The organism is Desulfovibrio sp. An276 (assembly GCF_002159665.1).
GTDB classification, from domain to species: domain Bacteria; phylum Desulfobacterota; class Desulfovibrionia; order Desulfovibrionales; family Desulfovibrionaceae; genus Desulfovibrio; species Desulfovibrio faecigallinarum.
In genome coordinates, this window is sequence record NZ_NFJC01000002.1 from 140,657 (window position 1) to 155,558 (window position 14,902).

Annotated in this window: 12 protein-coding genes; 6 read left to right on the plus strand and 6 right to left on the minus strand. The window is 57.6% G+C overall.

Features of this window, described 5'->3' with window-relative positions:
* The first annotated feature begins 48 nt into the window (after positions 1–48).
* The 4 genes from B5F76_RS02670 to B5F76_RS02685 all read left to right on the plus strand — a co-directional run bounded on the left by B5F76_RS02670 (position 49) and on the right by B5F76_RS02685 (position 5,254).
* Positions 49–1,443 (plus strand): MATE family efflux transporter, encoded by a 1,395-nt coding sequence (locus B5F76_RS02670; protein WP_162608645.1) that lies wholly within the window; start codon positions 49–51, stop codon positions 1,441–1,443.
* A gap of 42 nt (positions 1,444–1,485) precedes the next feature.
* The gene (locus B5F76_RS02675; protein WP_087350654.1) at positions 1,486–2,442 is read left to right on the plus strand and encodes a M14 family metallopeptidase; all 957 of its coding nucleotides are present in this window, start codon (positions 1,486–1,488) and stop codon (positions 2,440–2,442) included.
* Positions 2,443–2,488: 46 nt separating this feature from the next.
* Positions 2,489–3,442: a LysR family transcriptional regulator gene (locus B5F76_RS02680; protein WP_087350656.1), complete on the plus strand. Its 954-nt coding sequence runs from the start codon at positions 2,489–2,491 to the stop codon at positions 3,440–3,442.
* A gap of 273 nt (positions 3,443–3,715) precedes the next feature.
* Complete coding sequence (locus tag B5F76_RS02685) at positions 3,716–5,254, plus strand: outer membrane homotrimeric porin (RefSeq protein WP_162608646.1); 1,539 nt, start codon at positions 3,716–3,718, stop codon at positions 5,252–5,254.
* A 151-nt stretch (positions 5,255–5,405) separates the two neighbouring features.
* Here B5F76_RS02685 and B5F76_RS02690 read toward each other — a convergent pair whose 3' ends face one another.
* Positions 5,406–5,759 carry a hypothetical protein gene (locus B5F76_RS02690; RefSeq protein ID WP_087350659.1) on the minus strand — a complete coding sequence of 118 codons (354 nt, stop codon included), beginning with the start codon at positions 5,757–5,759 and terminating at the stop codon, positions 5,406–5,408.
* Between the two features lie 415 nt (positions 5,760–6,174).
* Between B5F76_RS02690 and adhE the strand changes: the two genes are divergently transcribed.
* On the plus strand, positions 6,175–8,811 hold the full coding sequence (gene adhE / locus B5F76_RS02695; protein WP_087350729.1) for a bifunctional acetaldehyde-CoA/alcohol dehydrogenase: 2,637 nt from the start codon (positions 6,175–6,177) through the stop codon (positions 8,809–8,811).
* Between the two features lie 75 nt (positions 8,812–8,886).
* Here adhE and B5F76_RS02700 read toward each other — a convergent pair whose 3' ends face one another.
* Both B5F76_RS02700 and B5F76_RS02705 read right to left on the minus strand, forming a co-directional pair.
* Positions 8,887–10,041 carry an AAA family ATPase gene (locus B5F76_RS02700; RefSeq protein ID WP_162608647.1) on the minus strand — a complete coding sequence of 385 codons (1,155 nt, stop codon included), beginning with the start codon at positions 10,039–10,041 and terminating at the stop codon, positions 8,887–8,889.
* A 53-nt stretch (positions 10,042–10,094) separates the two neighbouring features.
* On the minus strand, positions 10,095–11,027 hold the full coding sequence (locus B5F76_RS02705) for a MerR family transcriptional regulator (RefSeq protein WP_162608648.1): 933 nt from the start codon (positions 11,025–11,027) through the stop codon (positions 10,095–10,097).
* 629 nt (positions 11,028–11,656) lie between these two features.
* On the opposite strand from B5F76_RS02705, the gene B5F76_RS02715 reads away from it, so the two are divergent.
* A complete protein-coding gene (locus B5F76_RS02715) occupies positions 11,657–12,745 on the plus strand; it encodes an MFS transporter (protein ID WP_239406932.1) in 1,089 nt (362 codons plus the stop codon).
* Between the two features lie 221 nt (positions 12,746–12,966).
* On the opposite strand, the gene B5F76_RS02720 is transcribed toward B5F76_RS02715, so the two are convergent.
* The 3 genes from B5F76_RS02720 to B5F76_RS15455 form a co-directional block, all read right to left on the minus strand.
* The gene (locus B5F76_RS02720; protein ID WP_162608649.1) at positions 12,967–13,524 is read right to left on the minus strand and encodes a hypothetical protein; all 558 of its coding nucleotides are present in this window, start codon (positions 13,522–13,524) and stop codon (positions 12,967–12,969) included.
* Positions 13,445–14,179, minus strand: coding sequence for an AAA family ATPase (locus B5F76_RS02725; protein WP_162608650.1), 735 nt, complete (start codon positions 14,177–14,179; stop codon positions 13,445–13,447). The genes B5F76_RS02720 and B5F76_RS02725 overlap by 80 nt, the downstream gene beginning before the upstream one ends.
* The coding region (locus tag B5F76_RS15455) for an AAA family ATPase (RefSeq protein WP_204218300.1) at positions 14,128–14,902 on the minus strand (775 nt) is incomplete at its 5' end. The genes B5F76_RS02725 and B5F76_RS15455, both read right to left, overlap by 52 nt.

Sequence of the window (14,902 nt, forward strand, 5' to 3'; positions counted from 1 at the left end):
CTGTCCTCTTGAATGGACAGCCCCCGGGCAAAAAAAGGTCAGGGAAGCATGGCGGAAAGCGCACATCAGAAATATCAGGCACAAAAGACACAACAGACATCCCATACCGTTTCCGGGCGCGACTACGCGCGCATCCTTGTGCCCTTTGTGCTCTCCACAATGACGCAGCCATTGCTGGGTGTGGTGGATACGGCCATCATGGGACACATGTCCGACTCCTCCTACATTGCCGGCGTGGCAGTGGGAGCGGTGATCTTCAACACCATCTACTGGCTTCTGGGCTTCTTGCGCGTGGGCTCTACTGGCTTCAGCGCCCAGGCAGGCACGAAAGGCTCAGTGACGGAGCTCTACAAGGCCCTGCTTGTGCCGGGATGCATGGCACTTGTTCTCTCCCTTGTGCTTCTTGCACTTCAGGGCCCCATATTCGGGGGCGCCATGCTCATCATGACCCTGGATGCGGCCACAAGGGAGGTTGCCTGGACCTACTACAGCATCCTCATCTGGGGTGCGCCCCTGGTTCTTGGCAACTATGTGCTGCTTGGCTGGCTCATGGGGCTTTCCAGAATACGCGCAAGCCTTGTCATGCAGATGGGCAGCAATTTTCTCAACATCATACTTGCCCTGCTCTTCGTGCCTGTGCTGGGATGGGGCGTCAAGGGCGTAGCCCTTGCCACCCTCATTGCCCAGGCCTTTGCCCTTCTTGTGGGCCTTTGGGCAGCCTGGAAGGTTTTGCCGTCCCTGCCCAAGGAGAAGGCGGAAAGAATGGCTCTTTTGCGGGCGGCCATGAATTTCAGGGACATGCTTTTCATGGCAAGGGTGAACGCAAACCTTCTCTTGCGCACAGTGTGCATGCTGGCCCAGACCAACATCTTCATGGCGACTGCGTCCACCTTCGGGACAACAACGCTTTCGGCAAACGCAGTCCTTGTCCAGATTCTGCTTGTCTTCACCTATGTCTTCGAGGGTATTGCCAATGCCTCGAGCGTCTTCGCAGGAAAGGCGCGGGGTGGCAAAAACCCTGCCCTCATGAAGGCCGTCTACAGGATGACACTTGGCTGGACGGCTGTCTCTGGCCTTGCCATGACAGGCATCTGCCTTTTGTGGCACACGCCCATGCTTTCCCTGTTCACGGATCTTGAAGACGTCATTTTGGCAGCCTCTGCCCTGTCTTTCTGGAGCGTCTTCTTTCCCCTGGTGTCCGGACCAGGCCTTACGGTCTACGGCCTTTTTACAGGCGCAAGCGTCACAAGGCCTGTCTTTGTCTCCACCCTGCAGGCCCTTTTGGCCTTCCTCGCGGTCTGGGTCCTGGCTGTTCCTGCCCTTGGAAACCACGGCCTGTGGCTTGCCTACACCGTCTTCTACCTTGGCCGCAGCGTCTTTTTGCTCCCGCACTTCGGAAAGCTTCTGGCAGTCTGCACTCCAAAAGACTCCAAAGACTCATAAGGATTCCAGGGACGACTCTCCCATATCCAGGAGTACCAACGCATGAATCAGATACCCACAGCGCAAAACCCTTCCCCGGAAAATCTTCTCTCCTTCCTTCCAGGGGAAAAACGCGCCCTTGCCCTTCCCCCCTTTTTCCTGCCGCTCACGATTGTGCACGGCATGCATCCGGGAAAGAAGCTCCTTCTCACTGCAGGCGTGCACGGCTGCGAGTACTGCAGCATAGTCGCTGCCATGGAGCTTTGCCGCGAGCTTGACCCCAAGGAGCTTTCCGGCAGTGTGGTCATTGCGCCCATAGCCAACATGTCGGGCTTTTACGAGCGTCTTGCGGCCCTTGTGGCAGAGGACGGCAAGAATCTCAACCGCGTCTTTCCCGGAAAGGCGGACGGCAGCCACTCGGAGCGCCTTGCCCTGGAAGTTACGAAACTGCAGGACTGGGCGGATTTCTATGTGGACATGCACGGCGGGGATCTGCACGAGGCCATGCACCCCTTTGTCTTTGTTCCGGGAATGGCGGACGCTCAAGTGACGGACTATGCAAGGGAGGCTGCTGGCTACCTTGATGTGGATGTGCGCGTGCTCTCGAAGGCCACGACCGGTGCCTACAATTCCGCTGCCATTCGCGGGGTCCCTTCCCTGCTCATCGAGCGCGGGGGCCTTGGCGTGTGGACCAGGGCAGAGGTCGACGCCTACAAAAGGGACATATACTCCCTTCTGCACTTTCTGGGCATGCTTCCCGGCAAGGCAGAGAAAGGGCCTGCTGCGCAACGCGAGTTGCAGCGCGTGGTCTACCTTGAGGCCAAGGTGCGGGGACTGTGGTTTCCGGCAGACGACACAAGGCCAGGGAAGAGTTTGCGTGCAGGCCAGTTTCTTGGCGAGATACGCGATGTGCAGGGCACTGTCGTGCGAAGGTACGAGGCCGAGTTCGACGCCATGGTCTTGTACATGACAGTCTCGCTGGCAGTGAAGGAAGGCACACCCCTTGTGGCCTATGGCTAGGGTGTTGCAAGAGTGACGATATCCTTTTGGGGGGATTGGGAAGGATATGGAAATACGGCACATTGAATGCTTCAAGTATGTGGCAGACTACGGCAGCACCATGCGGGCAGCGGAGTATCTCTACACGTCGCAGTCCAGTGTGAGCAAGAACATAGCCATGCTGGAAGAGGAGCTAGGGCAGCGCCTCTTCGAGCGCAGCAACAGGGGCCTTTCCCTGACACCGCACGGGCGGGAGCTCTATGAGCTTGCAAGCAACATACTGCACGATCTCGCCCTGTTTCGGGCTGTGAAAAACGAGCCTGCCCCGCAGTTTCTGCGCGTGGCAAGCTATCCGTCCAAGATGATTTCCCACTACCTTTGCGTGCTCTACAACGAACTTCTGGAAGAGGCTGCACAGGAAGGGAAAAGTGCTCGCTACAACTATGTCTTTCTCGAGGGCAGCATTTCCGAGGTTGCGGACTTTGTGGAAAAGGGCATGGCGGACATTGGCTTTGTGTACTTTGCCAGCAGCCAGATGAAGGCCTTCAGACACATTCTGGGGCACAAGGAACTTGTCTACGAGGAGCTTGATACCTTCGAGCCGTGCATCTACGTGGGGCCAAAGAATCCCCTCTACGAAAGGGAAGGCATTACCTTCGAGGAACTGCAGGGCTGCAAGTTCATTCAGTCGACCAAGGACTACTTTTCCATTGAGCACCACCTGCATTCCATAAGCCTCGGCATGGCAAAGGCAGGCTCCTTTCACAATGTGGTCACGACCAACAGCGACAATCTGCTCATAGAAATGCTGCTCTACACGGACATCTGCAACTTCAGCATCAATCTTCTGAAGGACGCCTACCGCATCCACGCCATACGCGCCCTGCGCATCGAGGACGCTGGCAAATGCCTTTCGCTTGGCTGCATACGCAGGCGCAAGCAGCAGCTTGGCAGCGAATACCAGCGTCTTCTCAAACTTCTGTGCACGCAGCTTTTCGGGAAAAGGGAACCAGGGGACTGAAAATCTAGGTCTCTCCAGGAAGAGCGACACTTTTTTGTCAGGAAGAGGCAGGAAGCCAGGCTTTTGTGAGAAAGCCAGGTTTGTAAGGATGGCTTCCTGCCAGGCCAGGGATTGGGCGTCAGAACCATCTGGAAAAGCCGGGGCCTCCAGGGCCTTGTGCTCCTTGGCAAACGGCCATTTGCCGGGATGCAACCCTTCGGAGGTCTGGACCGGGAAGGTCAGGTCCCTTGCGCCATTGTATCACCCAACCAAAACTGTTTTCGAGGAGAAGGTATGAAAAAACGGCTCACAACCCTTTTGCTGGCTGCGGGTCTGATTCTTGGAGTGACAGGCAGTGCCGAGGCCATAGAGTTCAAGGCCAAGGGCATCTGGATTTCCATGTTTGAATATGGCGGAGGCGGCAATTTCGTCAAGGAGGATCGCCAGGGAAGAAACGTCACGGGCTGGGGACGCTGGGGCGAGGACGAGTTCGAGGCCAAGACTCGTGTGCGCCTGCAGCTGGACGCGGTAGCCTCGGAAAACCTCTCTGGCACGGTCTACTTCGAAATGGGAGCCTTTGCCTGGGGCCGGGCAAGCAAGGGTGGCGCCCTTGGCGGTGACGGCACCATCGTGAAAATCAAGAGCGCCTACATGGACTGGGCCATACCGGGCACCAAGATCAAGACCCGCATGGGGCTGCAGCGCATACACCTTCCGGACTACTCTTCCGAGGCCTCGCAGGTCTTTGACGGCGACGTGACAGGTGTTTCCGTGAACGTGCCCGTAAGCGACAACTTTGGCGTCACTGCCTTCTGGGCCCGTCCCTTCAACGACAACTGGGGTGGCGCAGAAGACAGACCTGCCAACTATCTGGACAACGTGGACCTCTTTGCGCTCACCATTCCCATGACCTTCGAGGGCGCACGCATAACGCCCTGGGCCATGCTGGGCATTGTGGGTGAAAACGCCTTCAGAAGCTCGGACACAGGCAAATACTACGGCGCAGGCTATGGTGGCGGCCTCTCCCCTGCTGCCTATATGCTCGACGGCAAGGAAGACGCCTACAGCTTTGGCACTGCCTTTTGGGCTGGCATCACAGGCGAGATAACGGCAGCCGATCCCTTCCGCCTGGCCTGGACCTTCAACTACGGCTCCTTCTCCACAGGTGAAAAGGCCCTGAACAAGCAGGGCTGGCACGCCTCGCTCCTTGCGGAATACAAGCTCGACTGGGGTACTCCCGGCATCTACGGCTGGTACTCCTCGGGCGACGACGGCAATATCAAGAACGGTTCCGAGCGCATGCCCTCCCTGGACTACAACAACGAGTCTACCAGCGGCTTTTCCGGATTTGGCCAGCTCGGCACCTGGACCATCGGCAGGGACGCTGTCCTTGGCTACACCCTTGCCGGCACCTGGGGCATAGGCGCGCGCCTGAAGGACATAAGCTTTATCGACAAACTGAAGACAACCCTGCGCGTGAACCTCTACAACGGCACAAACGATGCGGAAATGGCGCGCCACATCAAGAGTGGTGCTGCAGGCGTTGAAGTGCCGAGCGCAACCTACAACGGCTACGACAGGGACTTCTATTCCGCCAACCCCAATGGCATCTACCTGACAGAAAAGGACTATGCCATGGAGATTGGCATGATGACCACCTATCAGATCTACGAGAACCTGCGCCTTCTTGTGGAAGCCAACTACATTGCGCTGTGGCTGGACCAGTCCTCGGATGTGTGGGGAGGCTTCCGCAATGCCCGGGGCCAGTGGGTCGGAGCCAACAGCGTCGAGGACTGCTGGAACGTGAACGTGAGCTTCATCTATCGCTTCTAGCCGATGTCCCTTTTTTCCTGGCAGGCGCGTCCTGCTATGCCAGGCAATCGGGGCTCCCTATCCGCGGGCAATGGGGGGGAGCCCTTTCGTTTTGCCTGAAGGCCCGGGGTATGAGACTCCGGGCCAAATCCTTTGGCAGGGCGCTGAACAATCACTCGCCGGGCTTTGCGTCAGCCGCGTTCCCCTGTATTTCACGCGGACACTGGGAGGGCCTTGGGCCCTCGGGGCCGTTTTCCCACATCTGTACTGCGTACTGCATGGCCGCATCGTTCGTGAGATAGCGATAGCCGTCGATGCACATGATGGTGAGATTGTGCTCGCTGTTTTTTTGTTCCTTGTAGGCATTTATCTCGGGAAGAGCGCTTTTCTCCCTGTAGTCCGAGACAATGAGATAGGCTGCTGCCAGCAGGGATATGATGATGGCGACACCCAGCAGGATTTCCGGGCCTGATTGGGGGAGGAGCGTGGATGTTTTGGACCTGTTTTCACTGTTCGTTTGCGACATGAACGTTTCTCCTGTTTTTCGTTTCGTCTGTACCGCGGCAGATACCCTCACGAAAAGACACAACGTTGATCCCTTTTTCCTGCCTGTCCCGAAGGACAAGGGAACCTGCCACGCAGTATCTTTCCTGTATGCCAGGCCAGGGAAGAAGTCAAAAACGCACGACCGTGCGTCCAGGGCAAGATCCGGGAAAACTTCGGATTTTTGTCTTGCAACTGTGACAGGGGAGCCCTGGACTGAAGCGAAAAAAAGCGGACCTTGCGCAAGAGGATGCAAGATGTTGTCTTTCTCGGCCAGGGGCCCGGATGCGATACAGCTCTTGCAAGTCCCTGCCCGGGGAACTACCCTTTGCCTTGCTCTTGCACACAACCATGCCCATTTCTCGCGCCCTGCGACAACCATACAAAGGACAGGACACATGGAACAGAAGCAAACCGAAGCAGAACAGCTTGACGCCCTGATCGAGAGCGTAGTCGAGGCCCAGAAGATCTACGCAACCTACTCCCAGGAACAGGTGGACGCCATCTTCCACCACGCAGCGGCAGTGGCTACAGCCCACCGCATAGACCTTGCCCGCATGGCTGTCGAGGAGACAGGCATGGGCATTATGGAAGACAAGGTCATCAAGAACCACTTTGCCGCGGAATACGTCTATAACAAGTACAAGGACGTGCCCACCTGCGGCGTGATAACCGACGACCCCGTGGACGGCTACCGCGAGATAGCGGAACCCTTGGGCGTTGTGGCCTGCATAGTGCCCACTACCAACCCCACCTCCACAGCCATCTTCAAGGCTCTTATTTGCCTCAAGACCAGAAACGGCGCTGTCTTTTCTCCCCATCCGCGCGCAACCAAATCCACCAGGGAAGCCGTCATGCTCATTTTGAAGGCCGCAGTGGAAGCGGGCGCTCCTGAAAATATCCTTGCCTGCATAGAGCATCCCACCATGGAGGCCTCGCGCCAGCTCATGGGCCACAGGGGCATTGCGCTCATCCTGGCAACTGGCGGGCCCGGCATGGTGCACTCCGCCTACAGCTCCGGCACGCCGGCCATTGGCGTGGGTGCAGGCAACACCCCTGTCATCATCGACGAGAAGGCCGACATCCGCATGGCCGTGAACTCCATTCTGCTCAGCAAGACCTTCGACAACGGCATGATCTGCGCCTCCGAGCAGACCGTGATCGTGGTGAAAAGCGTGGCTGACGCAGTGCGCGAGGAGTTCCTGCGCCACGGTGCCTGGTTCGCAAGGCCGGAAGAGGCTGAGAAGCTTGCAAGCGTGATCTTTGCCAAGGGGCGCCTGAACGCAAATATCGTGGGCCAGTCCGCTGCCAGAATAGCGGATATGGCGGGCATCGAGGTTGCCCCGCAAACCAAGGTGCTCATAGCCGAGCGCGCGGCCATAGATCCCGCGGATCCCTTTGCCCACGAAAAGCTCTCCCCTGTGCTTGGCTTCTATCAGGCAGAGGACTTTGAAGCGGCAGTGGAGATGGCGCGCGAGCTCATCCTGCTTGGCGGTGCTGGCCACACCTCTGCCCTCTACACGGACGAGACCTGCAAGGAGAGGGTGCAGCTTTTCGAAGAGCGCATGCCCACGGGCCGCACGCTCATCAACATGCCTGCCTCCCAGGGTGCCATTGGCGATGTCTACAACTTCCGCGTGGCCCCGTCTCTGACACTTGGCTGCGGCAGCTGGGGCGGCAATTCCGTGAGCGAGAACATCGGGGTGAAACATCTCATGAACATCAAGACCGTGGCCTGCAGAAGGGAAAACATGCTCTGGTTCCGCGTGCCGCGCAAGATCTACTTCAAGCTTGGCTGCCTGCGCCCTGCCCTGCAGGAATACGCGCACAAGAAGCGCTGCCTGATCGTCACGGACGAGTCCATGGTGAACCTTGGCTTTGTCGCCAAGGTGACGGATGTTCTGGACGAACTCGGCATGGATGTGCGCATCTTCAGCGACGTGCACCCGGACCCGGACATGGCTACGGCAAAACGCATCCTTGAGCTTGCCAACGGCTTTGAGCCGGATCTGTTCGTTGCCCTTGGCGGCGGCTCGCCCATGGACGCTGCCAAGATAGTCTGGCTCATGTACGAGGTGCCCTCCATGCAGCTGGACGACATTGCCCTGCGCTTCATGGACATACGAAAGCGCATTGTCTCCTTTCCGGAACTCGGCCGCAAGGCGGAGATGGTCTGCATCCCCACGACCTCGGGCACAGGCTCTGAAGTGACGCCCTTTGCGGTCATCACGGACGAGAAGACTGGCATAAAGTACCCGGTTGCGGACTACGCCCTGACTCCGGACATGGCCATAGTGGATCCGGAATTTGTCATGAACCAGCCGCGAGCCCTTGCGGCAGCGGCAGGCCTTGATGTCCTGACACACGCCATAGAGGCCTACACTTCGGTCATGGCCAGCAACTACGCGGACGGCCAGGCCATGGAGGCCATACGCCTGGTGTTCAAGTATTTGAAAAAGTCCGTGAACAGGGAAGAAAACTGGATGCAGGCAAGGGAGAAGATGCACTATGCGGCAACCATTGCCGGCATGGCCTTTGCCAACGCCTTCCTTGGGGTCTGCCACTCCCTTGCACACGCTCTGGGCTCCACTTTCCATCTGCCCCACGGCATGGCGAACGCCCTCATGCTCTCCTATGTCATAGAATACAACGCCACGGACAATCCCACCAAACAGGGCATGCTTCCGCAGTACAAATACCCCTGGGTGAAGGGCCGCTACGCGCGCATTGCCGACATGCTGCATCTGGCAAACGACATCCCGGGCGATACACCCGAAGACAGGACCCGCAAGACCATGCGCCTTGTGCGGGCCATCGAGCAGCTGAAAAAGGATGTGGGGATCCCTGGCTCCCTGCGCGAGGCAGGGATAACGGAGAGCGATTTTCTGGCAAGGCTTGACGAGATGGCCCTGCACGCCTTTGACGACCAGTGCACAGGCGCAAATCCCCGCTATCCCCTTGTGAGCGAGCTGAAAGAACTCTACCGCAAGGCCTTCTACGGCGAACTGCCAAGGGCCATGCAGAACACGGATTAGACGTCTTCCCCAAAGAGGGATGTTATCGGGGCTTGTCGGGAAACCGGCGGGCCCCTTCCTGTACAGTTTGCCTGGTTATTCCCGCGCGGCAAAGGAGGCGCTGTACCAATGGCTCCCCTGCCCTGTCGGGCCTTGCCAGGGAGAATTGTCGAAGGCACGCCTTGCATGGGCAAAGCCGTTGTCCCCTTTTTCGAGAAGCCAGACTGTGTCGGGCGCAAGGGCGTCCACAAAACAGGGATTGTTGGCTGTGACAAGGAGTTGCGTGTTATGGGCGCGCTCCAGAAGCTTGCGTGCCAGGGGAGCAAGAAGGCTTTGGCAAAGCCCCTTGTCGGGTTCTTTGAGACACAGCAGGGGTGGCAGGGCTGGATCGTGCAGCAGGAGCAAAAGGGCGAGAAGCCTCAAGGTCCCGTCCGACATGTGCTGTGTGAAGAGGGGTGTCTGAAAGGCCCTCTTATGGAAGCGCAGGATCAGGCGCCCGTCAGCGGTTTTTTCCGTCTCAATGGCCTCAATCCCGATCCTTCCGGAAAAATCCTTCAGAATGTCTCGCAAGACCATGGGATGATCGCGCTCCAGGAAGAGGACAACGTTGGCAAGGTTTGCCCCGTTGAGGTCGAGACGTGTCTGCGGCACGGCACAGGGCAGGCTTCTTGCAGCGTCCGGGGAAAAGGCGTGGTGCTGCCAGCCCCGGATATGGCTCCTCAAGGCCGAGAGGCGCGGGTAGCGTTTCAGATTGCCCAGGACGGCAATGGCGAGCTTTTGGCGATCTGCCAGTTCCACAGCGTCCGCCATGTCAGCGTCCGGGCGCATGGCATAGCCCCTGCCCTCCCTGAGTGTCAGGAGAAAGAACGCGTTCTTCTGCCCAGGCTCGCTGCGCGCAAGGCTTTCTTCTGCGACGTATGGCCTGCCATGTCTGTCTGCGTCCAGCACAAGCTTGTAGACGAGTTCCTCCCCATTATCTTCGTACGCAATCTCGAATTCTATCGCACCGACTTGCCCCAGCGAGCGCAATCTTCCAAAGCCACCATGCGCATCGCAGGAGGCCTCAAGGCCGTCTTTCAGGCAGGCGGAAAGAAAGGCAAGGGCGTCAAGGAGCGTGCTTTTGCCTGTACCATGATCGCCAACGACAGCCGTCAGTTGGGTGAGGGGCCTTTTTCCCCTGGCGATGCTGCCGAGGGAGATGTCATGCAACACCCTGTAGTTGCGTATCCTGATTCCTTCGAGTTTTGGCACTTGTCCTCTCTCCTTGCCTTGTCGGGATGGATGCAATTGTCCTTGTGCCACGCTCATTCCTGCCCTGCATCAAGGGGAAAGGTCTTTCCCGCAAGAGCGAACGTGTCTGCGTTTTCGCAAAGGCGCACGCTGTATTTGTTCACGTATGCGGTCTCGTCCCTTTGCCTTGCATAGACAAGCATGTCGCTGCAAAAGATCTGTTCGTCGTGGGAAAGGCCCCTCTCCTCAAGAAAGGAAAGAAAGCTTGCAAGGGCTCGTTCCTGTTCCGCGTGACTGCCCTTGTGGAAAAGGATTGCGTAGAGCCCTGCCCTTTGCACAAGAAGGGAAAGAGGAAGAGAGGGCCCGGAAGCGTTTTTTCCACCCCGGCTTGCCTTTTCGGCAAGGCCGAAGAAGTAGCGGGCAACACTTGCGCCCTGAGCGGGGCCCTGCTCCGTATCGGCAGATCCTTGGGCTTCCCATTCGAGAATGGTGCCAAAGGGCCAGCGCGCCATTTTGTTCTGCTCCCGATAGTAGCCAAGATAGTCGTAGAAGGTCTCCCAGACAGCACGGGCGCTTTTGGCAGCGGACGGGTCTATGGGCCAGACCTCGAGAAGCGTTTCTTCCTGTCTTGCAAAGGTGATTGTATCAAGGCTGTTTTGGGAAAGCTCCTGCAGGGAGGAGAGCATGTCGGAAAGAAAGAGCTTGCGCTGCAAGAGCCTTTCTATCTCCTCATCCAGGGCACTGTCCTTTTCCCGCAAAAAGGAGAGAAGCCTTTCCGGCTCCGTATCCTTGAGGTAGTAGCGGATTTCCTTGAGCGAGCTTCCAATGTCCTTGAGTGTTGCTATGCTCTCGAAATCCCAGAGCTGATCCAGAGAATAGTAGCGATAGCCGTTGCTCGCCTCATACCTGGGCTTCAGGATGTCTTCCCTGTCGTAGTGGAAGATGGTTTCCTTGGTTGTCTTGCACAGTTTCGCAAAGGCACCGGTGGTGAGCATTTTTTTCGACATTGGCATTTTTCCTCTTGACCGTTGGGTTACCCAATACTTTATCCTTGGCACAAAAACCTGTTCGGATCAAGCTCCTTCAAGGTGCCTTATCCGGCGTCTCGAGGAAATCATGTCGATGTTCTGCAAGATGTACTCTTTTCCCTACCCGCTTCCCTGTTCTTCGCCCTCGCGCACACGCGCAGACGCTGAGGGCTGCAGGGCGGCCATACCGGGATGGAAGGCAGGCAAGTGTACCCAAGGTGCGTATGCACATGCAGGGCAGCCGGGAAAACGGGCCTGCCCCGCATGCAGGTTCATGGACCTGTGGGTGACCTGATTGGAGCCGCTTGCAGTGCCTGATTCCCCACCCTGTGGGACAGGGCGCAAGGCGTTTCCCTGCCAGCATCAGGGCTGAGGCCTTTTTGCGCAAAAGCTTCCCCTGGTCCATGGCTCGCTTCCCCAAAACGGCTTTCTCGCAGCATGCGTGATGTCCTGTTTCCTGCAGAAATGGCTTTGGGAAGAGCCAAATTTCCAGATGCTCGCTTGCAAAAGAGATGCGCATAGCGGGGAATGCGGGACATGTCGCGAATTTTTCACAAAGCTTTTTTCGGCCATTTGGGCCGGATTTTACAGGAATATTTGGAGAAAACATGCGTTGGAATACACTCGCAAGAACGAAGGTGGCCTGTGCCTACTTCTTTGTTGTGCCAGGCCTTGTGTACGCCCTTCTTGTTTCGCGCCTTCCTGCCCTGAAGGAGCAGGTCGGGGCCAACGAGGCGGAAGTGGGCTTCATTTTGTTCTCCTACGGGCTCTCGGGCCTTGTGGGGCTCATCTTGAGCGCTCCGATTATCCGCAAGCTTACGTCACGCCGGGTCCTGCGCGTGGCCTCGCTCTCGCTCCTCTTTGCGCTGCCCGTAACAGCACTTGCAACTTCTCCGCTGACCCTTGGCCTTGCCTGCATCTGCGTGGGCCTTGGCACTGGCTTTGTGGACGTTGCCATGAACGCCCAGGCCATCGAGGTGGAAAAACACCATAACGTGCGCTGCCTTGCCTTCATGCACGCAGGCTATGGCCTCGGAGGCATGCTTGGTTCCGTGAGCGCTGCCGTGTTTGCCGGGATTGGCGTTACCCCCTTGTGGAATTTTGGCCTGCTCATGGTGCTCCTTGCCATCCTTCGCCCCTTCACTGTGCCAAGGCTTCTGGACGACACAAGCGTTATCCCAAGATCCGAAGAGACCGACTCCCGGGCAAGAACAGGAAAAAAGTCCAGGGCCCTTGCCCTGCCGCCTCTCTTTGTCATCTTCTGCGGCGTGGTTGCAGGCTGCAACTACGCGACTGAAGGCAGTGTTGGCGAATGGGGTGCCCTCTTCCTCTGCACAAAGGGTGCTGGCGAGCAGACTGCGGCCCTTGTGTATGGTGTCTTTTCCCTGGCAGCAGTGTTCTGCAGGCTTGTGACGGATGTTTTGCGCACGCATCACGAGGACTTCCACATCATGCTCTGCGGAAGCCTTCTGGCAGTGGCCGGCATGGCGACAGTGCTCTTTGTGGATAGCGCCATTCTCGCACTTTTCGGCTACGCCTGCATGGGCTTCGGGATTGCCCCCATTGTGCCCATACTGTTCAGCAGGGCAGGAAGCTGCCCGGGCGTATCGGCCAGTGCTGCCAGCGCAGTGGTGTCGGTCCTGGCCTTCCCTGCTCCTCTTCCCTCCGCTCATAGGCGTCATTGCCCATGCCCGTGACCTGCAGACAGGACTTTTGCTGCCCCTTGGCCTCACCTGTCTGCTTGTCGTGGCCTCCTTCTTCTTCAGGGAGAGAAAGGACAGGAGTCAGGGGTGATGAAGGCGGGGAACAATTCCCCGGAAAGTGACATATCCTGAAGGTTTGGGGCATCCGCACGGCTTGTCGTGCGGTTGCCCTGCTTTCTTTGGAAGGTCCCGGTCCTTGCCTTTGCGCAGAGGAGCTAACGCTCAAGGGAGAGCCTGGCCCTTGCAAGGCAGCTCTTTCTGCAGAAGGCCACGCTCCAGTGATGGATGGTGCGGATCTCGGGATTGGCCCTGAACCTCGCGTCGTACTGGTTGTCGACAATCTGCTGCATACCCTTGTCGAGAAGAGCGGAGAGCTCTTCTTCGGAGTCTGTGCTCTTCACCGCAATGACGGCCGCCTTGTCCAGATGCCAGACGAGGATGTGCGAGCTCCCTTCCCCTGTATCGGGATAGGAGACAGCCTGTATCTGCGTTGCATGGAAGATGGCTGTCAGAAGGCAGTGGCAGAAGGGCTCACTGAGCACGTGCAAGCCGATACCGGCAGGCAGACTGTCGGAAAGAAGCCCTGCAAAGTGTTCCGCATCCGCTTGCCAGAAAGCCTGATAGAGCTCAGTGCGCTGGGAGCCAGCAAGGCGATGGGAAAACCATTCCTTCAGGTCTTCACGAAAGATTTCCTCAACTTCCCTGTTGGGAATGGTCAGAATCTCCCTGCTTGAGCTTGGCAGGAAGGATCGCTCCATCCTCGCATTGGTCATGGTCAGATACCCCGTGAAATGGAGGATGGAACAGGCATTGTCCCGGGTGAGGTCCCAACAGTCGGGGAAGAGGTTGGTGTGGGCGGCAAGCGTGCCATCCGTCCAGCAGGGCATCAATATCACGAGGATCCGCGATAGCCTGAGCGACAAGGCGCTGCAGAAGATCGTTGCCGCCTGTACCCAGCCAGTAGGCCTTTGGCGCAAGCTGCGGATCCCTCTTGTGATCGACAACGTAGTTCTGAACGTTCCAGGGACAGTACATTGCCTGAGTGCCCCCAAATCTGTAGCCGCCGTACCAGTCCATTACCTCTTCCCTTTTGGAGGAGAGGCCAGCTTTTGCAAGAAGAGTGTCTACTTCGTCTTGCGTAAAGCCAATGGCATCGGCGTAGTCGCTGTCGGAGACGCCGTAGTGCCTGAGACTGTCGAGGCCGCCGAAGAGGCTCTTTTTCGTTATGGGCATGACCCCTGTGAGAACGCCGAATTTGAGAGCTGCATTGGCTGCGAAGGTGTAGCCAAAAAAATCGCGCACAAAATCGGCCATCTCGTCGTAGTAGCCCCCTCGCGCGGCATTCACGACAGGGGTGTCGTATTCGTCTATGAGGACTATGACAGGACGCTTGTAGTATAGCCTGCCAGAGCCCTGCTCATGGTGCACAGAGCTTTTGCCAATTCGGATTTGCCTGCCTTTTGCTGCAGTATTGCGTTCAGGTACAGCCTGTCCTGGGGGGTCACAGCCGGATCCTCGTAGAACCTGTAGTATCCGGAAACGCATTTCAGGATCTGGTTGCGAAACTTCGCAAACGCGTCCTCGAAGCATAGTCCGCCAACTGCCTTGAGGCTCAAGGAAATGACGGGATAGCGATTCATCCACTCTTTGCACAGATTCGTGTTGCGAGACACGGCAAGGCCTTCGAAAAGCTCGCGGCTGTCCTTGGTAATATCGACAAACGCGGCCAGCATGGACATGAAGAGCGTTTTGCCAAAGCGGAGAGTACGGGAGGACTTTTGCCTTGCGCTTGTCTTTCCTTGTTCCGTACGCGTTCTTTTGAGACGGGCCTTGTCGCTTTTGCCCTGGCCCATTATGGAGAGGAACAGCCTTTCCCGCAAGAGGGGAGTTTGAGTGCTCTCCGGCGAGGCCGGACAAAAAGTTGTTGACAAGGGGAAGAGGAAAACAGAACTATCAATGCCGCCCTTTTCCAGGGCCCTGGTGTCCAGACACCAGGAAAGCACGGAAGAAGGGCTTTGCATCTCGCGAGCATTTGTCGCGCCAAACCATCTTGGGAGCAGGCGATACACGGGACTTTCGTTGCACGGATTTCCGAAAAACATGAGGGACACTTCCTCTGACAGGGTGTTTTTCGGAGCTTTCCCGGACAGC